At 73.3% G+C, this 22,777-nt stretch carries 26 protein-coding genes and 1 pseudogene; 14 read left to right on the forward strand and 13 right to left on the reverse strand.

The genetic code is table 11. The annotated features are described in order from the left end of the window. The first annotated feature begins 42 nt into the window (after positions 1–42). From U5911_RS10595 to U5911_RS10610, 4 genes are all read left to right on the forward strand, one after another. A complete protein-coding gene (locus tag U5911_RS10595) occupies positions 43–912 on the forward strand; it encodes a 3-hydroxyacyl-CoA dehydrogenase family protein (RefSeq protein WP_336037009.1) in 870 nt (289 codons plus the stop codon). Continuing rightward, the gene (locus U5911_RS10600; protein ID WP_336037010.1) at positions 909–1,754 is read left to right on the forward strand and encodes an enoyl-CoA hydratase/isomerase family protein; all 846 of its coding nucleotides are present in this window, start codon (positions 909–911) and stop codon (positions 1,752–1,754) included. The genes U5911_RS10595 and U5911_RS10600 overlap by 4 nt, the downstream gene beginning before the upstream one ends. Before the next feature lie 162 nt (positions 1,755–1,916). Next, a complete protein-coding gene (locus tag U5911_RS10605) occupies positions 1,917–3,077 on the forward strand; it encodes a DUF7345 domain-containing protein (protein WP_336037011.1) in 1,161 nt (386 codons plus the stop codon). 94 nt (positions 3,078–3,171) lie between these two features. Continuing rightward, positions 3,172–4,425: a Glu/Leu/Phe/Val family dehydrogenase gene (locus U5911_RS10610; protein ID WP_336037012.1), complete on the forward strand. Its 1,254-nt coding sequence runs from the start codon at positions 3,172–3,174 to the stop codon at positions 4,423–4,425. Between the two features lie 37 nt (positions 4,426–4,462). On the opposite strand, the gene U5911_RS10615 is transcribed toward U5911_RS10610, so the two are convergent. Then, positions 4,463–5,311, reverse strand: a complete 849-nt coding sequence (locus U5911_RS10615; RefSeq protein WP_336037013.1) for a VOC family protein — start codon at positions 5,309–5,311, stop codon at positions 4,463–4,465. A 151-nt stretch (positions 5,312–5,462) separates the two neighbouring features. On the opposite strand from U5911_RS10615, the gene U5911_RS10620 reads away from it, so the two are divergent. Together U5911_RS10620 and U5911_RS10625 are read left to right on the forward strand one after the other, a co-directional pair. Then, complete coding sequence (locus U5911_RS10620) at positions 5,463–7,850, forward strand: penicillin acylase family protein (protein WP_336037014.1); 2,388 nt, start codon at positions 5,463–5,465, stop codon at positions 7,848–7,850. Beyond that, positions 7,850–8,194: a hypothetical protein gene (locus U5911_RS10625; protein ID WP_336037015.1), complete on the forward strand. Its 345-nt coding sequence runs from the start codon at positions 7,850–7,852 to the stop codon at positions 8,192–8,194. Before U5911_RS10620 ends, U5911_RS10625 begins: the two co-directional genes overlap by 1 nt. On the opposite strand, the gene U5911_RS10630 is transcribed toward U5911_RS10625, so the two are convergent. Then, positions 8,169–8,372, reverse strand: a complete 204-nt coding sequence (locus tag U5911_RS10630) for a hypothetical protein (RefSeq protein ID WP_336037016.1) — start codon at positions 8,370–8,372, stop codon at positions 8,169–8,171. The two genes, U5911_RS10625 and U5911_RS10630, sit on opposite strands and share 26 nt — an antisense overlap. Positions 8,373–8,506: 134 nt before the next feature. On the opposite strand from U5911_RS10630, the gene U5911_RS10635 reads away from it, so the two are divergent. Then, entirely contained in the window at positions 8,507–9,172 is a 666-nt protein-coding gene (locus tag U5911_RS10635) for a class I SAM-dependent methyltransferase (protein ID WP_336037017.1), read from the forward strand. Here the strand turns inward: U5911_RS10635 and U5911_RS10640 are convergent. Beyond that, positions 9,157–10,443 carry an oxidoreductase gene (locus U5911_RS10640; RefSeq protein ID WP_336037018.1) on the reverse strand — a complete coding sequence of 429 codons (1,287 nt, stop codon included), beginning with the start codon at positions 10,441–10,443 and terminating at the stop codon, positions 9,157–9,159. The two genes, U5911_RS10635 and U5911_RS10640, sit on opposite strands and share 16 nt — an antisense overlap. A 181-nt stretch (positions 10,444–10,624) precedes the next feature. On the opposite strand from U5911_RS10640, the gene U5911_RS10645 reads away from it, so the two are divergent. Continuing rightward, on the forward strand, positions 10,625–11,998 hold the full coding sequence (locus U5911_RS10645) for an NAD(P)/FAD-dependent oxidoreductase (protein WP_336037019.1): 1,374 nt from the start codon (positions 10,625–10,627) through the stop codon (positions 11,996–11,998). A 147-nt stretch (positions 11,999–12,145) separates the two neighbouring features. Here U5911_RS10645 and U5911_RS10650 read toward each other — a convergent pair whose 3' ends face one another. Then, positions 12,146–13,306, reverse strand: a complete 1,161-nt coding sequence (locus U5911_RS10650) for an NAD(P)/FAD-dependent oxidoreductase (protein WP_336037020.1) — start codon at positions 13,304–13,306, stop codon at positions 12,146–12,148. Positions 13,307–13,542: 236 nt separating this feature from the next. On the opposite strand from U5911_RS10650, the gene U5911_RS10655 reads away from it, so the two are divergent. Continuing rightward, on the forward strand, positions 13,543–14,514 hold the full coding sequence (locus U5911_RS10655) for an ornithine cyclodeaminase family protein (protein ID WP_336037021.1): 972 nt from the start codon (positions 13,543–13,545) through the stop codon (positions 14,512–14,514). Between the two features lie 108 nt (positions 14,515–14,622). Here U5911_RS10655 and U5911_RS10660 read toward each other — a convergent pair. Further along, a pseudogene (locus U5911_RS10660) lies at positions 14,623–14,742 on the reverse strand (ABC transporter ATP-binding protein); the annotation flags it as partial. A 27-nt stretch (positions 14,743–14,769) separates the two neighbouring features. After that, positions 14,770–15,483, reverse strand: coding sequence for a helix-turn-helix domain-containing protein (locus U5911_RS10665; protein ID WP_336037022.1), 714 nt, complete (start codon positions 15,481–15,483; stop codon positions 14,770–14,772). Between the two features lie 139 nt (positions 15,484–15,622). Here U5911_RS10665 and U5911_RS10670 point away from each other — a divergent pair, with 139 nt between their 5' ends. Genes U5911_RS10670 through U5911_RS10680 form a run of 3 tightly spaced genes read left to right on the forward strand, consistent with a single transcriptional unit; the run spans position 15,623 to position 17,110 of the window. Further along, on the forward strand, positions 15,623–16,309 hold the full coding sequence (locus U5911_RS10670) for an AzlC family ABC transporter permease (RefSeq protein WP_336037023.1): 687 nt from the start codon (positions 15,623–15,625) through the stop codon (positions 16,307–16,309). Next, the gene (locus U5911_RS10675; RefSeq protein WP_336037024.1) at positions 16,306–16,623 is read left to right on the forward strand and encodes an AzlD domain-containing protein; all 318 of its coding nucleotides are present in this window, start codon (positions 16,306–16,308) and stop codon (positions 16,621–16,623) included. The genes U5911_RS10670 and U5911_RS10675 overlap by 4 nt, the downstream gene beginning before the upstream one ends. A gap of 31 nt (positions 16,624–16,654) precedes the next feature. Further along, positions 16,655–17,110, forward strand: coding sequence for a peroxiredoxin (locus tag U5911_RS10680; protein ID WP_336037025.1), 456 nt, complete (start codon positions 16,655–16,657; stop codon positions 17,108–17,110). 53 nt (positions 17,111–17,163) lie between these two features. Here U5911_RS10680 and U5911_RS10685 read toward each other — a convergent pair whose 3' ends face one another. The 6 genes from U5911_RS10685 to U5911_RS10710 form a co-directional block, all read right to left on the reverse strand. Then, complete coding sequence (locus U5911_RS10685; RefSeq protein WP_336037026.1) at positions 17,164–17,532, reverse strand: tautomerase; 369 nt, start codon at positions 17,530–17,532, stop codon at positions 17,164–17,166. A 144-nt stretch (positions 17,533–17,676) separates the two neighbouring features. Next, the gene (locus U5911_RS10690) at positions 17,677–18,336 is read right to left on the reverse strand and encodes an O-methyltransferase (RefSeq protein ID WP_336037027.1); all 660 of its coding nucleotides are present in this window, start codon (positions 18,334–18,336) and stop codon (positions 17,677–17,679) included. A 46-nt stretch (positions 18,337–18,382) separates the two neighbouring features. Further along, positions 18,383–18,952 carry a thioredoxin family protein gene (locus U5911_RS10695; RefSeq protein WP_336037028.1) on the reverse strand — a complete coding sequence of 190 codons (570 nt, stop codon included), beginning with the start codon at positions 18,950–18,952 and terminating at the stop codon, positions 18,383–18,385. A gap of 79 nt (positions 18,953–19,031) precedes the next feature. Then, positions 19,032–19,976 (reverse strand): MBL fold metallo-hydrolase, encoded by a 945-nt coding sequence (locus U5911_RS10700; protein WP_336037029.1) that lies wholly within the window; start codon positions 19,974–19,976, stop codon positions 19,032–19,034. Positions 19,977–20,045: 69 nt separating this feature from the next. Next, entirely contained in the window at positions 20,046–20,663 is a 618-nt protein-coding gene (locus tag U5911_RS10705; RefSeq protein WP_336037030.1) for a uracil-DNA glycosylase family protein, read from the reverse strand. Between the two features lie 25 nt (positions 20,664–20,688). Then, positions 20,689–21,459 carry a hypothetical protein gene (locus U5911_RS10710; RefSeq protein WP_336037031.1) on the reverse strand — a complete coding sequence of 257 codons (771 nt, stop codon included), beginning with the start codon at positions 21,457–21,459 and terminating at the stop codon, positions 20,689–20,691. Between the two features lie 164 nt (positions 21,460–21,623). Here U5911_RS10710 and U5911_RS10715 point away from each other — a divergent pair, with 164 nt between their 5' ends. Together U5911_RS10715 and U5911_RS10720 are read left to right on the forward strand one after the other, a co-directional pair. Then, positions 21,624–21,899: a hypothetical protein gene (locus tag U5911_RS10715; protein WP_336037032.1), complete on the forward strand. Its 276-nt coding sequence runs from the start codon at positions 21,624–21,626 to the stop codon at positions 21,897–21,899. A 124-nt stretch (positions 21,900–22,023) separates the two neighbouring features. After that, entirely contained in the window at positions 22,024–22,395 is a 372-nt protein-coding gene (locus U5911_RS10720; protein WP_336037033.1) for a winged helix-turn-helix transcriptional regulator, read from the forward strand. A gap of 65 nt (positions 22,396–22,460) precedes the next feature. Here the strand turns inward: U5911_RS10720 and U5911_RS10725 are convergent, their stop codons facing one another. Then, the gene (locus U5911_RS10725; RefSeq protein ID WP_336037034.1) at positions 22,461–22,742 is read right to left on the reverse strand and encodes a MarR family transcriptional regulator; all 282 of its coding nucleotides are present in this window, start codon (positions 22,740–22,742) and stop codon (positions 22,461–22,463) included. Positions 22,743–22,777: the final 35 nt, after the last annotated feature.

Consider the following 22,777-nt stretch of genomic DNA (forward strand, 5'->3'; position numbering starts at 1 on the left):
CGTCCTCCCACCTTTTTCACGGTCGCCGGGGTAGCCGCTGGCATGAAGCTCGCAGTCCTCGGCGCCGGGACGATGGGCCGCGGCATCGCCCACGTCGCCGGCGTCGCCGGCCACGCGGTCAGCCTCCGCGACGTAGACGACGACGTGCTCGCCGACGCCCTCGCGGACATCGAGTCGACGCTGGACGGCGGCGTGGACCGCGGGAAACTGACCGCCGACGAGCGGGACGCCGCGCTGGACCGCGTCGACGCGACGACCGACCTCGGCGGCGCCGCCGGGGACGCCGACCTCGTCGTGGAGGCGGTACCCGAGGACCGCGACCTGAAGCGCAGCGTGCTCTCGGAGGCCGAGGCGGCGGCGCCCGGGGACGCCGTGCTGGCGTCGAACACGTCGAGTCTCGCGGTGACCGACCTCGCCGCCGCGCTCGGGGACCCGGGCCGGTTCGTCGGCCTCCACTTCTTCAATCCCGTGTACGCGATGGACCTCGTGGAGGTGGTGGTCGCCGAGCAGACGAGCGACGGGACGCTCGCGTTCGCCCGCGAGTTCGTCGACTCGCTCGGGAAGGCGACCGTCGAAGTGTCGGATGCTCCGGGGTTCGCGTCGTCGCGGCTCGGCGTCGCCCTCGGCGTGGAGGCGATGCGGATGGTCCAGGAGGGCGTCGCCAGCCCCGGGGACGTCGACGCGGCGATGGAGCTCGGCTACAACCACCCGATGGGGCCGCTGGAGCTCACCGACGTGGTGGGCCTGGACGTCCGCCTGGACGTCCTCGAGCACCTCCGCGAGGAGCTCGGCGAGCGGTTCCGGCCGCCGCAGGTGCTCAAGCGGAAGGTACAGGCCGGGAAGCTCGGGAAGAAGACCGGCGAGGGGTTCTACGAGTGGGAGGACGGCGACATCGTGGGGGTGGCGGAATGAGCGGCGGGAGCGCGGACGGCGGCCGCGGCGGCGAGGAGTCGCCGTCGGACGCGGCGGCGGACTGCGAGTTCGTCCGGCTGGGCGGCGGCGACCCCGAGCACGTGACGACCGTCGTGCTGGACCGGCCGGACGCGCGGAACGCGCTGAACGGCCGGCTGCGCGGGGAGCTGCAGCGCGTGCTCGCCGCGGTCGAGGACAGCGACGCGCGCGTGGTCGTGCTGACGGGGAGCGACGACGCCGGGGCGTTCGTCGCGGGCGCGGACGTCGCCGAGCTCCGCGAGCGGTCGGCCCTCGAGCAGCGCCGCGCCAGCGAGCGGCCGCGCGTCTACGAGGCGGTCGCGGACCTCCGTCAGCCCGTCGTCGCGCGCGTCAACGGCCACGCGCTCGGCGGCGGCCTCGAGCTCGCGCTCGCCTGCGACGTCCGCGTCGCCCACGAGCGCGCGAAGCTCGGCAGCCCGGAGATCGACCTCGGCCTCGTCCCGGGCGGCGGCGCCACCCAGCGCCTCCCCCGGCTCGTCGGCGAGGGACAGGCGATGCGGCTCGTGCTCTCCGGCGACCTCGTGGACGCCGAGGAGGCGGCCGACATCGGTCTCGTGGAGTCCGTCCACGGCGACGACGGCTTCGACGACGCCGTCTACGGGCTCGCGGCGTCGATGGCCGAGCACAGTCCCGTCGCCCTGGAGTTCGGGAAGGACGCCGTGCGGGCGGCGGGCCGGATGGACCTCGACGACGGCCTCGAGTACGAGGCCGAACTGTTCGCGCAGCTGTTCGCGACCGCGGACAGCGAGGAGGGGATGGCGGCGTTCTTCGAGGACCGCGAGCCCGAGTGGCGCGGCGAGTGACGCGCCGCGTGCGACCGGCCGGCGAACGCCGCGCGCGCCGGGTCCGCGAACGCCGCGCGCGACCCGCCGACCGACCGCGGTGCTGACAGGAATCCGGCTGCCTGCGTGGACGTACGCCGGGGATAACAACGCTTTCAAGCGTGCCGGTCCGAGGTGGTGGGTATGCATCGTGGGCTGGCGTGCTGGGTGGCCGGGCTGCTCGTCGTGGCGTCCGTGGTCGCGCCAGCGGCGGCCGCCGGAGCGCCGGACGGGGCACTCGGCATCGGGCAGGAGGACTTCGACCCCGACAGGGTGACGCTGTCCGCGGCCGTCGCGGAGGACGGCGACGCCGAGTGGTCGTTCAAGTACCGGATGGAGCTGACGACGGACAACGAGACGGCGGCCTTCGAGTCGCTGCAGGAGGACGTCGACGAGAACCGCTCGGAGTACGTCGACCGGTTCCGGTCGCGCATCGGTGAGACGGTGACGTCCGCGGAGAACGCCACCGGCCGCGAGATGTCGGTGTCGAACGTCTCCGTCGAGACGCGCCTCCAGTCCGGCAGCGAGTTCACCGACTCCTACGGGTTCGTGGTGTACACGTTCCAGTGGGAGGGCTTCGCGGCCGTCGACGGCGAGACGGTGACGGCCGGCGACGCCCTCGAGGGGTTCTACCTCGACAACGAGACGGCCCTGCAGTTCTCGTGGCCGGACGACTACCGCTCGGTGGACGCGGACCCGTCGCCCGACGAGTCCGACGAGACGTCGGTCCGGTGGAGCGGGCCGGAGGACTTCGGCACCGACCAGCCCCGGCTCGTCCTGGAGCCGCGGACGGGCCAGCAGACCACCGCGGGCGGCGACGGCCCAGCGGAGACAGCGACGACGACGCCGGGCGGCGGTGAAGCCGGCGGCGGCGTCCTCGGCCCGGTGCTCGTCGGCGCGCTGCTGGCGGTCGTGGTGCTGGGCGGCGCCGGCTACGTGTACTGGCGCCGCGAGTCAGACGCGGGCGGCGGTCCGGCCCCGGCCGCGGACCCTGGCAGCGGCGACGGCGGCGACGGCGGCGCAGCGGCGGCCGCGGCCGCGACGGGCGGGGACGACGACGGCGATGGGGACGCCGAGACCGAACCCCCGGAGGAGCTGCTGAGCAACGAGGAGCGCGTCGAGAAGTTCCTCCGCGAGCAGGGCGGCCGCGCGAAACAGCAGGCCGTCGTCGACGCGATGGGCTGGACGGAGGCCAAGACCAGCCAGGTCGTCAAGGACATGCGCGAGGCCGACGACCTGGAGTCGTTCCGCATCGGCCGCGAGAACGTCCTGAAGCTCCCCGAGGCCGACGACGTCGACGAGTGACGCTGCGGGGCGCCCGGCCACGGGTCGTGCTGTCGCCTGCCACGGCCACCGCGAGCCGGCACCTCCTTATACGCGCCGCAAATACTGCCGCAGCATGACCGAAGGCGGCCCGCTCGACAACATGCTCGCGCAGATGGAGCAGGCGCGGGAGTACGTCGACATCGACGACGGCATCTTCGAACGACTGAAATCGCCCGAGCGCACGCTCACCGTCAGCCTGCCGGTGCGGATGGACGACGGCAGCGTCGAGGTCTTCGAGGGGTACCGCTGCCAGTTCGACAGCGCGCGCGGCCCCTTCAAGGGCGGCATCCGCTTCCACCCGACCGTCTCCAAGGAGGAGGTCGCCGCGCTCGCCGGCTGGATGACCTGGAAGACCGCGCTCGTCGACCTGCCGTTCGGCGGCGCGAAGGGCGGTATCGTCTGCCAGCCCAAGGAGCTCTCCGAGCGCGAGATCGAGCAGCTGACCCGCCGGTACACGGAGGGCATCCGGCGGATGATCGGCCCGGAGATCGACATCCCGGCGCCGGACATGAACACCGACGAGCGGACGATGGCCTGGATCATGGACACGTACTCGATGTACCAGGGGTACGCCGTCCCCGAGGTCGTCACCGGCAAACCCCCCGAGATCGGCGGGACAGCGGGCCGCGTCGAGGCGACCGGCCGCGGCGTCGCCGTCGTCACCGAGGAGACCTTCGAGTACCTCGGCACCGACCTCGACGGCGCGGACGTCGCCATCCAGGGCTTCGGGAACGTCGGCAGCGTGACCGCGCGACTGCTGGACGAGCGCGGCGCGAACGTCGTCGCAGTCTCCGACGTGACGGGCGCCCTCTACGACCCCGACGGCCTCGACGTCCAGGCGGTGAGCGCGCACGTCGCGGACAACGGCGGCCGCCTCGAGGGCTACGACGCCGAGGAGTACGTCACGAACGACGACCTGCTGACCCTGGACGTGGACGCGCTGATTCCGGCGGCCATCGAGGACGTCGTCACCGTCGACGTCGCCGAGCGCCTGCAGGCGGACGTGGTCGTCGAGGCGGCGAACGGGCCGACGACGTTCGACGCCGCGGCCGTGCTCCGCGAGCGCGGCGTCCCGGTCGTGCCGGACATCCTCGCGAACGCGGGCGGCGTCATCGTCTCCTACCTCGAGTGGGTGCAGAACAGCCAGCAGTACTCCTGGGAGCTCGAGGAGGTCAACCGCGACCTCGAGGACCGGCTGACGTCGGCGTTCGACGAGATGCTCGCCGCCTACGAGCGGAAGGGGATCCCGGACCTCCGCACCGCCGCGTACACCATCGCCCTGGAGCGGACCGCCGAAGCCCACGAGTACCGCGGGCTGTTCCCGTAAGCGACCGGCCAGCGACGCACCGACCGTCGCCGCGGCGTCAGTCGCCGGCGCGAAGCCGCACTGCGATGGCGTCGTCGTCCCGCGCGACGAACCCGGCGTCCGTCGGCGAGACGGCGTAGCCGGCGGCCTCGGTTCGCCGGCGGACCGCCGCGAGCGCGTCGGCGTCCGGGAGTACGAACTCCGTCCACGCGAGCCCCCGACCGCCTGCGGGCGCGGTGCGGCCGCGCCACGTGTTCAGGCCGACGTGGTGGTGGTAGCCGCCGGCCGCGACGAACAGCGCCCCGCGCGCCGACAGTACCACGTCGAACCCGAGCGCGTCGACGTAGAACGCGCGGGCCGCCGGCAGCGACGACACCTCGAGGTGGACGTGCCCCACGTCGGTGCCGGCCGGCGCGTCCGTTCCGCCCGCGGCGGCCGCCACGACCCCCTCGACGTCGAGCGGTTCGGTGCCGATGCGCGGGCGGCCGTCGGGCGTGCGCGGCCACTCTTCGCGGGGCCTGTCCCGGTAGATCTCCACGCCGTTGCCCGCCGGGTCGGCGAGGTAGACGGCCTCGCTGACCAGGTGGTCGGCGGCCCCCTGGAGCGTCCACTGCTCGCGCACCCTGCCCAGGGCGTCGCCGAGCGCGCTCCGGGACGGCACTCGGAACGCGGCGTGGTAGAGGCCGGCGGCGTCCGCCGGCCGCTCGGGTTCGTCCGGCGCCGCGTCGAGGACGAGCAGCGCGTCGCCGCCCGCGCCGAGCGTCGCGCGAGACGGCGTCCGGTCGATGACGCGCAGGCCGACCACTTCGCGGTAGAATGCGACCGCCTCCGCCAGATCGGGCACGCGCAACGCGACGCGGCCGACGCGCGTCGCCGACGGCAACGCGGTGTCCCCCGGGGCCGTCACGGCTCTGCCTCCGGGGCCGTCACGCCTCGTCCTCCAGTAGTGCGTGCATCGTCTCGTGCGCCTAGAGCGGCGGCACTGCCATCAAGCTACGTCTGGCGGCCGCGCGTGCGGCGACCTCTAGAGTTATGGTTCGCGGCTGACACGCCGGGGTATGGACGACTTCGACCCGGTGCGCCGCGGCGTCGTCGCGGCCGCCCTCGGCGGCGTCGCGGCGGCGGGCGCGCTCTCGCCGGCGTCGTCGTTCCTGGAGCGGTTCGCGCCGCTGTCCGGGGACGTCTGGCGCGCGACGACTGCCGACCCGCCGGGCAGCGTCGACAGCCCGCACGGCCCGGCGACGCTCCGGTACGACGGCCGCCGCGTCCCCCACGTCTCGGCCGACGACGACCGGGCGCTCTACCACGCGGTCGGGTACGCCCACGGCACCGACCGGCTGTTCCAGCTGGACCTCCAGCGGCGCCTGCTGCGCGGTCGGCTGGCGGCCGTGGTGGGGGAGGCGGCGCTGGACAGCGACGAGTTCCACGTCCGGATGGACTTCGCGAGCGCCGCCGACGCGAACTGGACGGCCCTCCAGTCGCGGAACCCCGAACTGGCCGACGTCCTCGAGGCGTACGCCGACGGCGTGAACGCTGCGCGACGGGGACAGCGGCTGCCGCCGGAGTTCGAACTCCTGGACTACGAGCCCGCGGCGTGGACGCCCGCTGACACCCTGCTGCTCCAGCTCCAGATCTCGTGGACGCTCACGGGGAGCTTCGAGACGCTGCGGCGCGCGCGGCTCCGGGACGCGCTCGGGGACGCCTACGAGGAGCTGTTCCCGCGGCGGTACGACCACGACAGCCCCGTGCTCCGCGGCGACACCGGCAGCGCGGGCGATGCGGGTGCCGGGGCGGCTGCCGCGGACGCGGCGGTGCCGGAGCGCGGACTGACCGACTGGCTGACGTCGTTCGAGTCCCCCGAGGGCGTCGGGTCGAACTCGTGGGTGGTGAGCGGCGAGCACACCGCCAGCGGAGACCCCGTCGTGGCGAACGACCCCCACCTGTCGCTGCTGGCGCCGCCGGTCTGGTACCAGCAGCACCTCGACGGCCCCGGCTACCGGGTGCGGGGCGTGACGTTCCCGGGCGTGCCGTTCGTCGTCATCGGCGAGAACCACGCCGGCGCGTGGGGGTTCACGAACGTCGGCGCGGACGTCCTCGACGTCTACGCGTACGACGTCGACGGCGAGCGGTACCGCTACGAGGGCGAGTGGCGGGACTTCGAGACGGACGAGCACACCATCGAGGTGGCGGACGGCGAGGACGTGACGGTGACGACGCGCAAGACCGTCCACGGGCCGCTGCTGGAGCGGTCGGCTGCCGTCGACGGGGCGAGCGACGACCGCGTCGGCGTCGCGTGGACGGGGCTGTCGGCGACGGCGACGACGGACGCCGTCTACGCGATGGCCCGCAGCGACGGCCTCGAGGACTTCCGCGAGGCGGTCCGCGACTTCGACCTGCCCACGCAGCACGTCGTGTACGCGGACCGCGACGGGAACACGTACTACAAGACCACCGGCCGAATCCCGGTCCGGCGCGTCGACGGCGAGGCGGTCCCGGGCCGGCGCGTCTTCGACGGCTCCGCGGGCGAGGGCGAGTGGGACGGCTACACGCCGTACGGCGAGTCCACCTGGGAGGGGTTCGTGCCGTTCGACGAGAAGCCCGGCGCCGTGAATCCGGCGTACGTCGCGACGGCGAACCAGCGCGTCGTCGACGACCCCGAGCACTACCTCGCGGCGTCGTACGCCGCGCCGTTCCGCGGCGAGCGCATCTACGAGCTGCTCGACGCGTGGACGGGAGACGGCGACCTGACGCCAGCGGACGTGCGCGCGCTCCAGGTGGACGCCCTCGACACGCGCGCCAGACGGTTCGTGCCGCGACTGCTCGACGCCGTCGACGTCGACGCGGCGGGCGCGCCCTTCGACGCGCTGGCGGACTGGGACTACCGGATGCGGACGGACAGCGATGGCGCGCTGGCGTTCGCCGTCGTCCTCGACGCGTACCGCGAGGCGCTGTACGCCGAGGGCTTCGCGGCGGCCGGCCTCGAGGACGCGGACTGGCCGGGCGACTGGGTGACCGTCCACCTCGGCGACGACGCCGCGTGGTTCGACCGCGCGGAGACGCCGGCGAGCGCGAGAGCGGCGATGCAGACCGCCCTGGACGCCGCCGCCGAGCGCGTCGACAGCGAGGGCTGGGCGACGTACGGCGACCTCAACGTCGCGAGCCTCGACCACCCCTTCGACCAGCCGTTCCTGAACTACCCGGGCGTCCCGACCGACGGGTCGGCGGCCACCGTGAACAACTACCGCCGGGACAGCGACGTCGGCGCGTCCTGGCGGATGGTCGTGCCGATGGGCGGCGACGCCACGGTCGTCCTGCCGGGCGGCAACGACGGCGACCCGTTCGGGCCGAGTTACGGCGACCAGCTCGGGGCGTGGGCGGCCGGCGACTACTACCCGTTCGACCGCGACTTCGACGGTCGGCGGATCCAGTTCGGGGGTGGCGAGTGATGGCGGCGCGCCGGGACGGGCTCGCCGAGTGGGAGCGTGGGTTCGCGCTCGCCGGCGTCGTGCTCGTCGGTCTCGCGCTCGCCGCCGTGCACTGGCTCGGCCTCCTCGTCGGGGGAGCCGGCGTCGGCCTGCTGGCGCGGTCGTGGCCGCGCGCGCTCGCCGGCGGCGCGGGGTTCGGCGCGCTGGCGTGGCTCGCGTTCGTCGCGGTGCTCGCCGACGCCGGGCGGCTCGCGGGCTACCTCGCGTCCGGGCAGCTGCTGGCCCTGAGCGCCGGGATGGCGGTCGGCCTCGGCCTCGTCGGCGGCCTCGCGTACGGGCTCAGATCCGCCGGGAGTACTGCGTGAGGAGGAACGTGACGAGCACGAGCACGCCGAACCCGGCGACCGCGAACCAGAGGCCCGCCACCTGGGGCGTCGCCGCGACCTCCGGCGCGAGCAGCCAGACGACCGTCGCGAGGGCGGCGAGCACGAGCGCGTAGACGTACGCCCGCACGAGGTCGTAGGCGAGCCTGACGCGGTCCATGCCACCCACTCTACTGTCGACTCACTTAGACGTTCGGACCGCGGCGGCCCCTGGTAGACGCCCGCGATTCGGACGGCGGCGGACCCGCGGTCGACGCCCGCGACTTTTTGCCGGCGCGCGCCCAACCCGGAGGCGTGACCGTCGCGGAGACGCAGGCGTTCTACGGCCGGTGGGCGCGCGCCTACGACTGGCTCTGCCGCCTGCTCCCGGGCCTCGGGAGCCTCCGGAGCGCCGCCGCGGACGCGCTCGCGCTCGACGCCGGCGACACGGTCGTCGAACTCGGCTGCGGCACCGGCGCGAACCTCCGCCACCTCCGCGAGCGCGTCGGCCCCACCGGCAGCGTCGTCGGCGTCGACCTCACGCCCGGGATGCTCGCGCAGGCCGGCGAGCGCGTCGAGCGCGCGGGCTGGCGGAACGTCCACCTCGTCCGCGGGGACGCGGCGCGACCGCCGGTCGGCGACGTCGACGCCGTGCTCGGGTCGTTCGTCGTCGGACTGCTCCCAGACCCGGAGTCGGCCGTCCGCGCGTGGCTGGACTGCCTCGCGCCGGGCGGCCGCGTCGCCGTCCTCGAAGCCGGGCGCAGCGACCACGCACTCGCCCGGCGGCTGAACGCGGCCTTCGACCGGTTCGTCGCCGCCGGCTCCCCGACGGGCGGCGGCGGACGACCCTCGGCGGCCCTCGACGAGCGCATCGACGCCGCGCGGCGCGCGCTCGCAGACGGCGCCGTGCTCACGCGCGACGAGCGCCGCGTCGCCGGGTTCGTCCGCCTGTTCGCCGCCGAGGGTCAGTCCCGCTCGTAGGCGCCCTCGCGCTCGCGGCGGCCGCGCTCGGCGAGCACGCTCGGCGTCCGGCAGACGCCGGGCGCGCCCGTCACCTGCGGCACGACGCAGTTGTTGCAGTTCTCGCAGGCCACCGCCCCGTCGCCGCCGAGCAGGCGCGCCGGCAGTCGGGGCTCCGCGTAGAACGGCCGGCCGATTCCCGCGAGGTCGCAGGCATCGCCGAGCAGGTCGTCGATTCGGTCGCGGTCCCGGACGCCGCCCTCCAGGCAGACGGGGACGTCGACGCGCTCGCGGACGCGCCGGCAGAGGTCGGCGTTCCACGCGTGCTCGAATTCCGCGAACCGGGCCTGCACGCGGTTGGCGAGCGACACGAGCCGGGCGCGCCACCGGCTCCCGAACGCGTCGACGTACCCGGACTCGAAGTGGCTGTCCCGCCACGCGCGCTCGGGGTACGCGCCCTTCACGAGGTGCATGTCCCAGAACACGCTCCCGGAGACTGGGATGACCGCGTCGAAGCCCACGTCGGCCGCGCGCTCGCAGAGGCGCACGCAGTCGTCGGCTGAGAGGCGCCGCCGGACCCACGGCGGGGCGTCCGTCTCGGCCGGAACCTTCGTAATCAGGGGGACGTCGGTTCGTGCGCGAATCTCGTCGTGGACGAGTTCGAGGAACCGGAAGCCGTCCGCGAACTCGTCGCTCCGGCGGTTGTAGTACGGGGAGAGGAACTGCTGGACGACGCCCATGTTCGCGCCGGCGACGTGGATGCCGTGGTAGCCGGCGTCCGCGAGGCGTTCGGCGGCGCGCCCGAAGTCCGCGGCGAGGTCGTACACCGTCTCGGTCGAGAGGACGCGCGGCGAGAGGTCGAGGAAGCCGGCGCGGTCGGCCGCGCGGAGGGCGGCGGGCGGTTCGGAGACCGCCAGCTGGTCGAGCTCTGGGTGGTCGTCGCGATAGCCGGCGTGCCAGATTTCCATCGAGCGCAGGCCGCCGTGCTCCAGTTGCGCGAACGCGCGGCCGCCGTGGGACTCGATTGCCTCCGGAACCGGCGCCAGCGACGAGACGAACTCGTCGTCGTGGACGCGCGTCATGTTCGGCGCCGCGCAGCCGCCCTCGCCGCGGACCACGGTCGCACCCTGACAGACGAGGCCCGCGCCGGCCGCCGCGGCGGGCTCGAGGTCCGCGCGCAGCACGTCGGCGCTGTCCGCGTCGGTGCCCGCGCACTCCAGCAGCGGCGCGCGGTACAGGCGGTTGCGGAGAGCGAGGTCGCCGACTTCGACCGGGTCGTCCAGCGTCGGCATGCCCCTAACGATGGACGCGCGGTGCTTGAGCGTGGCGTCGGACCGAGTCCGCCGTCACCGCCGACCGAACGGATCTAATGCGTCGAGTCGCGGCGCCCGGCGTCGGACCACCGAATCGCGGCACCGACTGCCGACCGGAAATCTCGAAGCACTTTAACCGTGCCGCGGAGACGTGGGAGGTATGACTGACGTCGACGTTGCCATCGTGGGTGGCGGTCCGGCGGGGTCGGCGGCCGCGTACGCGGCGGCCGACCGCGGCGCGGACGCGGTCGTCTACGAGAAGGGCGTGCCGCGGGACGACCGCGACGGGCTCGGCCCGGACTCGACGGACGCCGCGGGGTTCCTCGACTACTGGCTGGACGTCGCCGACATCGACTTCGCGGAGCTCCCCGAGGACGTCGTCGAGCAGGAGCTGACGGGCGCGGAGTTCGTCGGTCCCGGCGAGCGCGTTGTCGTCGACCGCACGGGCATCGAGTCCGACTACGACCACTTCGGGTTCACGTTCCACCGCGCGCGGTTCGACGACTGGCTGCGCGAGCGCGCCGAGGACGCGGGCGCCGACTACGAGACCGGCACGGCCGTAAAGGACGTCGAGACGGAGCTCACGGACGGTCACGAGCACACCCTCCACCTGGGGGACGGCGACACGGTGACCGCGAGGTACGTGGTGCTCGCCGACGGCCCGCAGCGCCAGGTGACCATGCGCGTCCTCGACGACCTCCTGCCGGACGACAGGCAGGCCAGCGACGTGTTGAACCCCAGGGAGGCCAACCACATCGCCTACCAGGAGTACCGGCGCTTCCCCGACGAGCTGTTCGACCCGGACTCGCTGAAGTTCTGGTGGGGCTGGATGCCGGGCGAGACCGCCTACCCGTGGGTGTTCCCGAACCGGGACAACGTCGCGCGCGTCGGCCTCACGATGCCCATCGGCCTCGACGTCGACGACTTCGACGCCGCCGAGTGGCGCCTGCTCCGCAAGGACGACGACCGCATCCCCCCGGGGAGGGTGTACATCCGGCGGCTGCTCGAGGAGCTGTACGGCGACGAGTACGACGTCGACGAGGACTTCCCGCTCGTCGAGGGCCACGGGAAGTCGAAGTCCACGGAGACGTACGCCATCTCGTCGACGCGCCCCATCGAGTCGCCCGTCCAGGCCGGCATCGCCGTCGCGGGCGGCGCGATGGGCACCACGTCGGCGTTCCACGAAGGCGGCGACCACGTCGCCCACCGCACCGGCCTGCTCGCCGGCGAGCTCGCCGCCGAGGGGCGCCTCGAGGAGTACAACGACGCCTGGCACGACGCCATCGGCGACGAGCTACGGCGGAACGTCGCGATGGCCGACGTCGTCGGCGACCACTCGCCGGACCAGTGGGACCGGACCATCCGCATCGCCCGCGAGATGCTCGCGGCCAGCGACTCGGGGAAGATCATCTCGAAGTCGAACGCGCGGTCGGCGGCCGGCGGCCTCAAGCTCTACACGCGGTACAGGCGCGCGAAGTTCCGCTACCGGAAGGGCAGGTACGCCCAGCTCCGGGAGTCCGACTACGAGCTCTGAGGGCGGCACCGCCCGGCGAGTAGGTGACGCGCCGGCGCAGTCGGCAGCGGCCGGCGAGTAGCGGACGCGTCGGCGCAGTCGGCAGCGGCCGGCGAGTAGCGGACGCGTCGGCGCGCCGGTGCAGTCGGTAGCGGACGTGGGGCCGTCCTACACGACGTTGCGCTCGTCGACCTCGCTGCCGCGGTCGAAGCGGTCGCCGGAGAGCGCGCTGACGTCCGTGAGGCGGAACTCGCCGTCGAAGCAGTACTCCGCGACGAGCTGTCCGGTGGCGGGCGCGTGCTGGAAGCCGTGCCCGGAGAACCCGGCGGCCGTGACGAGCCCCGGCGTCGACTCCTCGAGGATGGCGTGGTGGTCCGGCGTCAGCCCGTACAGGCCGGCCCAGCCGCGCTTGATGCGTGACTCGCCGTCGAAGTAGGTGGTGTAGGCGGCGGCGCGCTCGACGGCCTCGGCGGCCCAGTCGATGTCCATCGAGCGCGTGTACCGGTCCGGGTCGACGGCGGGGTCGTCGCCGCCGAAGTGGCCGCCGACGATGGCGGCGCCCTCGCGCTCCGGCCGGAAGTACACGCCCTCCTCGAGGTCGATGGTGAGCGGCACCTGCTCCGAGACGGCGCGCGTCGGGTCGACGACCGCGGCCTGCCGGCGGTGCGGTTCGATCGGGAGGTCGACGCCCGCCATCGCGGCGAGGTCGGCCGCCCACGCGCCCGCGGCGTTCACGACGAAGTCGGCGTCCAGGGTCTCCTCGTCGGTCTCCACGCCCGTGACGACGCGGTCGCCGCCGCGCTCCTCGACGACGACGTCCGTGACGGCGGTGTTCGTGCGGACGTCCGCGCCGGCCTCGCGCGCGCCGGCGGCGTACCCCTGGACGGCGAGGTTCGGGTCCGCGAACCCGTCCTCGTCGTGGTACGTGGCGGCGACGAAGTGCTCGGGTTCGAGGCCGGGACAGACGTCGACGGCGTCCTCGGGGTCGAGGACGACGCTGTCGACGCCGAGGTCGTTCTGCATCGCGACGTTCTCGCGGAACTGGGCGGCCGTCTCCTCGCCGCGCGCGAGGAACAGGTAGCCGGACTTCCGGTACGCGATGTCGACGCCGAAGCGGTCCTCGAAGTCGTCCCAGACCGCGCGGCTCTCCCGGGAGAGCCGGACGTTCACGGGCGTGGAGAACTGACAGCGGATGCCGCCGGCCGACCGCGCGGTGCTCTCGTTGCCCAGCGACCCCTTCTCGCAGAGCACGACGTCCGCTCCGCGTTCCGCGAGGTAGTGTGCGCTCGCCAGTCCGACGATTCCCCCGCCGACCACGACTACGTCCATGAGTGTACCTCACACGGCGGTGCGTGGATAAGTCTACCGGGACCGCCCGCAGGCGGCGGCTTCGAGGAGTCGCCCCGGCGGCTCCGGCGAGCGACCCCTGCGGCTCCGGCGGGCGAACCCGACGGCTCCGGCGAGCGCCGCGACGGCACCTCCGCCGCGACGGCACCTCCGCCGCGGTGGCGGCGACGGCCACCGCCCGGGAAAACCCTAACTCGGTGGGTCGCGTCGCCGCGACCATGACACTCGTCCTCTCGGACAGCGAGATCGGCGGCCTGCTCGACCTCGAGTCGCTGGCGGCGGTCGTCGAGGAAGCGCTCGTGAAGCAGGGCGCCGGCGAGGTCGAGCGCCCGGAGCGCCCGCACTACCCGGTCGGCGAGGGCCTCGACTCCGAGGACCCCCTGGGGACGGGGCTGGCGATGCCGGCGTACGTCCACGGCGACCCGTACTTCGCGACGAAGCTCGTGGGGCTCTTCGAGGACAACCCGAGCAGGGGGCTGCCGACCATCCACGCGCAGGTCGTGCTCGCCGACGCCCGAACCGGCCAACCGCTGTCCTTCATGGACGGCACGCGCATCACGAACGCCCGCACGGGCTGTATCGGCGGGCTGGCCGCCAGGGAGCTGGCCGTCGAGCCGGTCCGGCTCGGCGTCGTCGGCGCTGGCGCGCAGGCGCGCTGGCAGACCCGGGCCATCGCCGCGCTCACCGACGTCGAGCGCGTCGCCGTCTACTCGCCGAGCGACTCGAAGTACGACTGCGCCGCGGACCTCCGCGAGCACGGCCTCGACGCCGAGGCGGTCGAAACCGCCGAGGACGCCGTCGCCGGTGCGAACGTCGTCGTCACCGCGACAACCGCCACCGAGCCCGTCTTCCCGGCGAGCGCGCTCGAAGCGGGGACACTCGTGGTCGCGGTCGGCGCGTTCAACGCGGAGATGCAGGAACTGGAGCCGGCGGTGTTCGGCCGCGCCGCGCGCGTGTTCGCGGACGTCCCCGGGGAGGTCGCCGAGACCGGGGACGTCGCCGCGACGAGCCTCGGGGAGGCCGACCTGATACCGCTCTCGGACGCGCTCACGGGCGCCGCCGGCCGCGAGAGCGACGACGAGGTCGTCGTCGTGGACTCCGTCGGCTCCGCGGTCCTGGACGCCGCCGCCGCCAGCTACGTCTACGACGCCGCCGTCGAGGCCGGCGTCGGGACGGACCTGTCGCTGTGACCGCCGGAACGGACCTGTCGCTGTGACCGCCGGAACGGACCTGTCGCTGTGACCGCCGGAACGGACCTGTCGCTGTGCACGGCTGGAAAACGGGAGAAAGCCGGGCGGTCAGCCGCCGAGGAACTGCTGGCGGCCCTCCTCGTCGCCGAGGAGCTCCCCGCCGGGACCCTCGTAGCGGTTCTCGCCCTGCGCGAGGACGTAGCCGCGGTCGCAGCGCCGGAGCGTCGTCCCGGCCCTGCGACCACCCCCTGCAGGTTACGAGTCGAGCAGCTTCGACTCCGCCTTCCGGAGGTGCTCGAGCAGCGTCGTCTTCGAGATGTCCAGTTCGTCGGCCAGCTCGCGCGTCGACGTCTCCCGGGGCCACTCGTAGTAGCCCCGCTCCCGCGCGAGGTCGTACACCTCGCGCTGGCTCCGGGTCAACCGACTGACCCGGCGCTCGTGGGTCGGCTCCCGGCCGACCGAGCCGACCCGCTCGACCTCGATCTCCGCGTCGGCCTCCTCGCGGATGGCGTCCAGTTCCGCCTGGATGTCGCTGCGCTCGCCGACGTACCGGACGTCCCAGGACTCCCGGCCGTCCTCGATCTTCCCGGGGGCCGTGTGCACGAAGCCGTGTTCCAGCAACAGCGGACAGATCATCTCCGAGGGATCGTACCCCAGGAAGAACTCCCGGGAGACGGCGCCCGGCGCGATGCGGTTGCGCCGCGTGTCGAACTGCGTCTGGAGGCGCCACACCGTGTCGGTCAGCGGCGAGTCGTCGACCGCGGAGATGAGCGCGTTCACCTCCCGTTCGGTCTCGCCGTACGCCGTGAACAGCCCGTTGACCGTCGACCCGCTGGCGATCGGCGTGTCGTAGACGGCGTGCGCGAGAATCCCGCCGGCGGTGCGTTCCGTCGCCTGGATGGCCCAGCAGTTCGGGTGCCAGAGGTCGAGTCGCAGCCGCGTCCCGGCCTCCGTGGTCCCCTCACTCATGCGGCGAGGTAGTGACCGCACGCGCTTGGGGTTGACTGTTAGAACAGCGCACACCGCAGCAGAAAAAAGCGGTCCGGCGGCGCGCACACTCTGCCAGTGCCGGAACGTTCAAGCGCGAGCCCCCTGCTACTCGGAGACAGTGACCCAGCGCGAGGACTTCGTCGCCGGCGTCCGGGACTCCCTGCCGACCGTCCCGGCGAACGTCCCCTTCGGGTTCGTCGCCGGCGCCGCCGCCGTCCAGGTCGGGTTCACGGACGTGCAGGCAGTCGCGATGTCCGCGCTGATCTTCGGCGGCGCCTCCCAGCTGGCCGCCATCGACGTGCTCTCCGACGGAGCGCCGCTGGCCGTCGTCGCCCTCACCGCGGTCGTCGTCAACCTCCGGTACACGATGTACAGCGCCGCCATCGCGCCGCACTTCCGCCGGCTCTCCGAGCGCTGGCGCCTCATCGCGGCCCAGTTCCTCGTGGACACGACGTTCGCCATCGCCGTCACCGAGTACGAGCGCGACGAGGACACCGACCGGCTGGCGTACTGGCTCGGCGTCACCGCCGCGATATACGGCGGCTACGTCGTCGGCACGGCGGTCGGCGTCGCGCTCGGCGACGCCATCCCGCAGGGGTTCCAGTTCGACTTCACTATCCCGCTTCTGTTCCTCGCGCTGCTCGTGCCCACGATCACGGACCGCGCGACAGGCGTCGCGGCTGCCGTCGGCGGCTTCGTCGCGGTGGTCGCGGTCGGCGTCCCGATGAACCTCGGCATCATCGTCGCCGCGATCTCGGGCGTCGCGGCGGGCCTGCTCGCGAACGCCTGGGAGGTGGCGACGTGAGACTCTGGCTGGTGGTCCTCGGCGCGGCGGTCGGCACGTACGCGCTCCGCGTGTCGTTCATCGCGCTGTTCGGCCGGATGGACGAGGTGCCGCCGCGCGTCCAGCGCGTGCTCTCGTTCGTGCCGCCCGCCGTCCTCGCGGCGCTCGTGCTGCCCGAGTTCGTCCTGCAGGACGGCGCGTTCGCGGTCGGCCTCGGCAACGACCGCCTGCTGGCCGGCCTCGTCGCCGCCGTCGTCGCGTGGCGCACGGAGAACATGTTCGCCACCGTCATCGTCGGCATGGCGGTGCTGTACGCGCTCTCGCTGGTACCGTAACGGCTTCGGGGGCGGGCGCGCAACCGCCGGTATGCTCTCGGAAGGCGAGCCCGCGCCCGACTTCGAGTTGTCGAACCAGGACGGCGAACCAGTGGCGCTGTCGGACTTCGACGGCCAGCACGTCGTCGTCTACTTCTACCCGCGCGCCGACACGCCGGGCTGCACGACGGAGGCCTGCGGCTTCCGCGACCGCTGGAGGGACTACCGGGAGCGCGAGGTCACCGTCCTCGGCGTCAGCGACGACCCCGTCGCGGACCTCGCCGACTTCGCCGCGAAGTACGACCTCCCGTTCGACCTGCTCAGCGACGCCGACGGCGCGGTCGCGGCCGCCTACGACTCCTACGGCGAGCGCGAGGTCGCGGGCGAGACCCGTGAGGTGACCCTCCGGAACACGTACGTCGTCGGGCCGGACGGCACCGTCGCCGCGGCGTTCGAGGGCGTCGACCCCGAGGCGCACGCCGACGAGGTCCTCGACGCCCTCGACTGACGGCCGCCGGCGGCCGACCGACTCGCTTCCCCGTTCAGTCGCCGCCGACCCCCTCACTCCCCGCTCCAGTCGCCGCCGACGCGGTCGACGCCGTGCATCTGCGCGCCGGCGTGCTCGGTGAACACCACCTTCAGGTTCCGGTCGGGCACGTCGAAGCGCTCGGCGGCGAGGGCCATCACGTCGGTGGCGAACGCGCGGCGAGTCGCGTCGTCGCGGCCACGCCGGACGTCCGCCGAACAGAAGAGCCGCCGGCCGTCGACCGCGCGACCCAGCGACAGGTGGCAGTCGTCGCGCACGACGACCGCGACGTACGACCGGTCGGCGTCCATCACGTCGACGTAGCGGTCGGTGACGTCGGCGGCGAACGCGTCGGCGTCGGCGTCCGGGACCGGGAAGTCCGCGTCGAACTGGAGCAGTGGCACGCCCGCCGCTACCTCCCGGGGCGCCGAGTGCCTGTCGGTCCCGGGGCGCCGAGTGCCTGTCGGTCCCGGGGCGCCGAGTGCCTGTCGGTCCCACGACGCCGGTCGGCGTCACTCGCAACCGATTCACCCCTCACCCGCGTCCGGTCACGGCCGTTTCACGCTGACGGCGACGCCCTCGCCGAGCGGCACGAACGCGGTCTCGAAGTCCTCGAGGTCGCGGACGTACTCGATGTACGCGGCGACGCCGGCCGTGTGGTCGTCGACCGGTTCGGCGCCACACAGCGCCGCGGTCACGTCCGCCGGGTTCACCGGTCCCTCCATCATGTTGTCCGCGACGACCACGCCGCCGTCCGCGACCGCGCCGCGGACGTCCTCGAAGGCGTCGCGGTACTGGGACTTCTCGTGGTCGACCAGGACGACGTCGAAGGGGCCGTCGTAGCGGCGGAACGTCTCCATCGCGTCGCCGGCCTCGTAGCGGACGGTCGCGTCGGTGTCCATCCGGGAGAGGAACGCCTCGGCCCGCTCGAGGTTCTCCTCGTCGTAGTCGGTCAACACGAGTTCGCCGCCCTCGGGGAGCGCGCCGAGGAACCACGCGCCGGAGTACCCGAACCCCGACCCGAACTCGAAGACCCGGTCGGCGTCCGCGAGCGTCGCGGTCACGCGCAGGAACCGGCCGACGTCCGGCCCGACGATGGGGAACGACTCCTCGCGGCCGTAGGCGGTCATCTCCTCGAGGAGCGGCGACGGCTCCGGGTTGGCGGCGTCGAGGAACGCCTCGATGCTGTCGTCGAGGACGCGGCTCATGCGCGTGCCGTCGGCGGCCGCGGACTTAGCGCTGCCGGACGCTCGCTCAGCCCTCGGTCCACTTGATAGAGCAGCCGCGAGAGGGGTTCCACTCGACGTCCACGTCCTCGCCGGCGAGCACGCTGTCGATGGCGTCGCGGACGTCGCCGCCCTCGCGCGTGGGTTCGTCGTCGGGGTTCAAGGCGTCGTCGAGGCGGCCGTGGTAGGCGACGTCGAAGCCGTCGCCGGCGCGCCGGAGCAAGAACGGGTCCGGCGTGCACGTCGCGCCGTACGCGCGAGCGGCGTCCTGGGACTCGTCGCGGAGGTAGGCGTCGTACCGGATGGTGCCGTCGTCGACGAGTTCCCGCATGCGCTCGAAGGAGTCCTCGGGGTACTCCTCGGCGTCGTTCGGGTTCACGCCGACGACCGCGACGTCGTCGTAGTCGGCGGCGACGTCGTTCAGCGTGTCGAATTTCGCTTTCGCGTACGGGCAGTGGTTGCACGTGAACACCAGCAGCACCGCCTCGTTGTCGGCGAAGTCCGCGAGCGTGTAGGTCTCGCCGTCGGTCCCGCGGAGTTCGAAGTCGGGTGCCGGGTCGCCCTGTTCGAGGTCCGCCTCTGACTCCATCTCGACCATGCGAGTGGGTTGGGGCGCGACCGGCAAAGACGGTGTGGTTGCGGCACACCCGCGCGCCCGCCGAGCGGACGGCGTGGGTTCAGGCGAGCACGTAGCCGTCGTCGGTCTCCGCGAGCACGCCCTCGCGGACGAGGTGGTCGAGGTGCGCGTAGGCTTCGCCGGGCCCGTGGAGGACGTGGATGCGTTCGAGGTCACCGAACAGTTCCGCGCTGACCTCCCACACGGTCGCCGGTTCGTGCTCGCGGACGGCGTCGACGACCCGTTCGGTGCGCTCGTCGTGGTGGGCGGCGATGTCGGCGGCGCGCTCGCCCGGCGCGAAGATGGCGCCCCGGTGGCCGGGCCACGCGCGCTCGAGGTCGAGGGCCTGCAGGCGGTCGAGGCTCTCGAGGTACGTCGCCAGCGGGCGGTCGACGCGGACGTCCGCGCCGCCGACGTTCGGCGTGTACTTCGGGAGGACGGCGTCGCCGACGAACGCCTCGCGTCGGCCGTCACGCTCGAAGACGTACGCGACGAGGCCGGCCGCGTGGCCGGGGAGGTGGACGACCTCGACGTCGAAGGCGCCGACGTCGACGGTGTCTCCGTCGCTGACGGTGGTGACGTCGACGGGTTCGCCGCCGAGGTCGCGGTGGGCCTCGAGGAAGTCGAGGAGCTCCCGCTGTTCGTCCGCCGGCATCCCCCAGTCGTCGATGGCGGCGGCCTGCGCGCCCGCGAGGTCGGCGTCCTCGCCGGCCGGCGCGACGAGCTCGGCGTCAGCCTCGTGGACGTAGACGGTGGCGTCGCCCTCCCGCTGGACGGTGCCCGCGAGGCCGGCGTGGTCGGAGTGCCAGTGCGTCAGCAACACCTGGTCGACGTCCGCGAACGACGCGCCGCGCTCGGCGAGGGCGTCCCGGAGCTCCGCCTCCACGGCCGGCGTCGCGACGCCCGCGTCCACGAGCGTCGTCGGCGCCGACGCGTCGCCGGCCCCGAGGAGGTAGACGCTGTTCTGCCCCTCGAAGGCGGTGTTCGTCAGCTGGATCTGGTGCACGACGCCGCGTAGGCGGCGCCGGAATAAATGGCTGTCACTCGGCGCGCGCCCGGTCACCAGACGCACTCGTCACCGGACGCGGTAGGGGTCCGGGCCGACGAGGAACCGCCCGAGGTCGGCCTCGCGGCGGTAGTCCGTCGACCGGAGCTCGCGGAGCGCGTCGACGTACGCGGCCTCGGCGGCGTCGTCCCACTCGCCGGGGTCGAGGGCGGGCACCACGAGCCAGCCGCTGCCGTGGAGTTCCGTCGCGTGGACCGCGGCGAGGTCGGCTTCCTCGGGGTCGATGGCGGTGTACGTCTCGAGGACGTGGCGGGTCGCCCGCTCGCCGACCGGCAGCAGGACGTGGGCGGTGATGGCGCGCAGCTCCGCGTCGAAGAACGGTTCGAGGGCGGCGTAGTCCTCGGGCGTCGGCTCGCCGTCCGGCACGCACATGTAGAGGTACGAGAGGAAGAGGCTCCGCGGTTCACCGTCCTCGTCGAGGAGGCCGGCGGCGGTCAGCGCGCGGCGGAAGCGCTCGGCCGCCGGCGTCCCCGTGAACGGGACGCCCGAGTCGGCGCCGCCGTGGACGCCGGGGTGGTCGCCGACGGCGTGGAAGTCGGCGTTCGCGTCGCCGTAGCCCGGGACGAACGCCTCGCAGGGCGGCCGCATGTCGAATGGGTTGCTCGTGCGGTCCGTGACGTTCTGCACGCCGCGGCGTAGGCGACAAACCGACTTAAGCGCCGCGAGTCGGTTCCGCGGCCGCGACGTCGTCGACGACGTGCGTGGCCGCCGCGGACGCGACCAGCGACGGGTACGCCACGACGGCGGCCGCGACGACGACGCCGACGAGGCCCGCGCCCGTGACCACAAGCGACACGAACAGGGACGCGACGGCCGCGACCAGCGCGTACCCGACGGCGAACGTGAAGTAGCGGCCGCCGTCGGTCGCCAGCGACGCGCTCCACGCCAGCGCGGTGACAGCGTCGACGTCCCGCGCGACGACGAGGTAAGGACCGCCCCAGAGCAGGTAGCTGACGAACAGCACCACGGGCATCGCCAGCAACGCGAGGCCGACGCTGCCGCCGGCGATCAGCGGGAGCGCGACCACGAGCGCGACGAGGAACTGCGCGACCTGCACGCCGAGCATCGACACGCCGTGCTCGGCGACGGCGTCGGAGAACGACGGCTGCAGTTCCCGCGCGGCATCCGCGAGGCCGCGGAGGTAGCCGGCGGCGAGCGCCGCCCGCACCACCAGGTAGACGGGCAGCAGGGACAGCGACGTGGGCGCGACGACGTGCACGCCGGACGCCGGCGGGTCGAACAGCGTCCACAGCGTCGCGACGTCCGCTGGCATCGCGAACTTCACGGAGACGTGGAAGCCGCGGGCGGCGGCGGTCTGCGCGACGTTGTCGAGCGCGAGCAGGGACAGGGCGAGCGGGACGACCGCGTACGCGGCGACGCGACCGGCGGTGCGCGCCGCGCGGTCGAGGAGGGGCTCGGGCATACGCTGCGGTCTGGGACCGGCGACCCCTTACCGCTTGCCCAGTCCCGACCCCGACCGGCTTGCCGTGACGGCACCGGACCGGTTCCCCAGACCCGGCCTGGAACGCGTCGAGTCACGTCGACGTGGCCACCGCGTTCTTTGGGCTGGGCGCCGCACGTCCGGCCGTGACCGGCACGAACCCCGACGCACCGACCGGACCGCTCGACGACCTCCCCGGGAGCGTCGACGGCGCGTCCCTGCTCGGCGTCGACGGCACCGGCGCGCCCATCTACTTCGACGAGGCGGACGACCGCGCGTTCGAGGCGCTCCAGCGCGACGGCGAGTGGGTGGTCGGCGAGGAGCGCGCGAGCGCGCCGCTCGCTGACGCAGTCGCGGAGATCGGGGAGCTCACGGGCTGGGAGGCGCTCTCGGAGTTCGGCGAGCGGGCGTCCGAGGACTGACCCGCCTCCGGGGACCGACCGCCCAGGACCGTCCCACGTTCGAGAACCGACCGGCGGCCGCTTACGCGGTGGTAACCCGCTATCGTTAGGTATCCTTAACTGGCCGTCGGCCCTACCGGCGGCCATGGACGACAACGAGCGGCTGCCCGCGTGGTGTCCCGGCGAGGGCTGGTGTTCGATCACGGCGACGGCCTCCCTCGTCGGGAAGAAGTGGCACCCCGTCATCATCCACCGGCTGCTCGAGCACGGCCCGCTCGGCTTCAACGCCCTCCAGGAGGAGGTCGACGGCATCTCCAGCAAGGTGCTCTCCGAGAGCCTCGACGACCTCGAGGACAAGCGCATCGTCTCCCGCACCATCGTCAGCGAGAAGCCGGTGCGCGTCGAGTACGCGCTGACGGACCTCGGCGAGTCCCTCGAACCGGTGGTGTTCGCGCTCGCCGAGTGGGGCGAACAGCACCTCGACCCCGTCGACGAGAAGGCGGCGTCCGTGGTGTAGCGCGACGCGCCGGCAGTGGAACGCGGGAGGGACAGTCGAGAACGGTGTCCGCCCGCAGTTCGCGGTCAGTCGAGTGCGACGCCGGCCTGCGCCTCCTCCTCGGTCTCGCCCTCGCTGTCCTCGACCGACAGCCGGTAGAGGTTCTGCCGGGCGTCCGGGATGTAGATGTCCTTCTCGACGACGTCCGCCGCCTGCAGTCGGTCGAGTGCGTCCCGGACGGTCCGCTGGCTCAGCCGGGAGTGCTCCACGATCTGCTTCTGGGTCAGCCCGCCGTTGTACTCCAGTACTTTCAACACGAGCTTCGCACTCGGCGGCAGGTCCTGGACGAGTTCGTCGGTCGTCGTCATCTACCGGCACCGAGGGCCGCCACCTCCTTTAGCGC

The organism is Halobacterium yunchengense (assembly GCF_037031165.1).
In the GTDB taxonomy this organism is placed as follows: domain Archaea; phylum Halobacteriota; class Halobacteria; order Halobacteriales; family Halobacteriaceae; genus Halobacterium; species Halobacterium yunchengense.

Excerpts from the sequence above, each read along its gene's own strand:
- U5911_RS10680 (WP_336037025.1), top strand. The coding sequence starts at position 16,655 with ATGCTCTCGGAAGGCGAGCCCGCGCCCGACTTCGAGTTGTCGAACCAG.
- U5911_RS10650 (WP_336037020.1), bottom strand. The coding sequence starts at position 13,306 with ATGGACGTAGTCGTGGTCGGCGGGGGAATCGTCGGACTGGCGAGCGCA.
- U5911_RS10725 (WP_336037034.1), bottom strand. The coding sequence starts at position 22,742 with ATGACGACGACCGACGAACTCGTCCAGGACCTGCCGCCGAGTGCGAAG.
- U5911_RS10640 (WP_336037018.1), bottom strand. The coding sequence starts at position 10,443 with ATGCCGACGCTGGACGACCCGGTCGAAGTCGGCGACCTCGCTCTCCGC.
- U5911_RS10600 (WP_336037010.1), top strand. The coding sequence starts at position 909 with ATGAGCGGCGGGAGCGCGGACGGCGGCCGCGGCGGCGAGGAGTCGCCG.
- U5911_RS10610 (WP_336037012.1), top strand. The coding sequence starts at position 3,172 with ATGACCGAAGGCGGCCCGCTCGACAACATGCTCGCGCAGATGGAGCAG.
- U5911_RS10620 (WP_336037014.1), top strand. The coding sequence starts at position 5,463 with ATGGACGACTTCGACCCGGTGCGCCGCGGCGTCGTCGCGGCCGCCCTC.
- U5911_RS10655 (WP_336037021.1), top strand. The coding sequence starts at position 13,543 with ATGACACTCGTCCTCTCGGACAGCGAGATCGGCGGCCTGCTCGACCTC.
- U5911_RS10665 (WP_336037022.1), bottom strand. The coding sequence starts at position 15,483 with ATGAGTGAGGGGACCACGGAGGCCGGGACGCGGCTGCGACTCGACCTC.
- U5911_RS10595 (WP_336037009.1), top strand. The coding sequence starts at position 43 with ATGAAGCTCGCAGTCCTCGGCGCCGGGACGATGGGCCGCGGCATCGCC.
- U5911_RS10710 (WP_336037031.1), bottom strand. The coding sequence starts at position 21,459 with ATGCCCGAGCCCCTCCTCGACCGCGCGGCGCGCACCGCCGGTCGCGTC.
- U5911_RS10605 (WP_336037011.1), top strand. The coding sequence starts at position 1,917 with ATGCATCGTGGGCTGGCGTGCTGGGTGGCCGGGCTGCTCGTCGTGGCG.
- U5911_RS10625 (WP_336037015.1), top strand. The coding sequence starts at position 7,850 with ATGGCGGCGCGCCGGGACGGGCTCGCCGAGTGGGAGCGTGGGTTCGCG.
- U5911_RS10645 (WP_336037019.1), top strand. The coding sequence starts at position 10,625 with ATGACTGACGTCGACGTTGCCATCGTGGGTGGCGGTCCGGCGGGGTCG.
- U5911_RS10630 (WP_336037016.1), bottom strand. The coding sequence starts at position 8,372 with ATGGACCGCGTCAGGCTCGCCTACGACCTCGTGCGGGCGTACGTCTAC.
- U5911_RS10720 (WP_336037033.1), top strand. The coding sequence starts at position 22,024 with ATGGACGACAACGAGCGGCTGCCCGCGTGGTGTCCCGGCGAGGGCTGG.
- U5911_RS10690 (WP_336037027.1), bottom strand. The coding sequence starts at position 18,336 with ATGAGCCGCGTCCTCGACGACAGCATCGAGGCGTTCCTCGACGCCGCC.
- U5911_RS10695 (WP_336037028.1), bottom strand. The coding sequence starts at position 18,952 with ATGGTCGAGATGGAGTCAGAGGCGGACCTCGAACAGGGCGACCCGGCA.